Origin of the sequence: Campylobacter sp. IFREMER_LSEM_CL2194 (assembly GCF_025771685.1) — a bacterium.
Classification (GTDB): domain Bacteria; phylum Campylobacterota; class Campylobacteria; order Campylobacterales; family Campylobacteraceae; genus Campylobacter_D.
The window spans coordinates 1-521 of the sequence record NZ_JAKMQS010000060.1 but is presented as its reverse complement, the minus strand read 5'-3'; the positions used below and the strand labels follow the sequence as shown (position 1 = coordinate 521).

General features: G+C 25.9%; 1 pseudogene. It reads left to right on the top strand.

Annotated elements, in window-relative coordinates:
- A pseudogene (locus tag L8V79_RS08170) lies at positions 1–521 on the top strand (hypothetical protein); the annotation flags it as partial.

Genomic DNA, 521 nt, shown 5'->3' with positions numbered 1-521 from the left:
AAAAATGGGTAAAAATTATTTGTTTATTACTAATCCACCACAGCTTAACAATGCAGCACTTTGTGAAGATTTGTATCAAAAAAAATTAGGAGCAATAATAAAAAATCGCCCTAAAGCTCTTACAAAAAATGAAAAACTTGGATTAAAAGAGCAATTTCCTAGTAAAAGAGATTATGGCTCTTATTTTATAGAAAGAGATGTTAAAAAGGAAGATGATTTTGTATTGCAGCTTTGTCCTTTTGTGAAACTTGATGGACAGATTTATCAAAAATATAAAAGGTATTTTAATTTTTATAATCAAACACTTTCTTGGATAGGACTTGATTTATTAGAGAGTGTAAAACAATCAGTTGAACAAGATTTTGCTTATATTGATAGCTTTTTTAAATTACCCAAAGAACTGGAAGAAATTAGCGAAAAAGAAAAAGAAAAAGTAAAAGAATATATTGGGCTTTTTAATAATTATTTAGATAATATCAATTCTTATTATGATCAAATGCAATTTTTTCTTGAGTTAGATC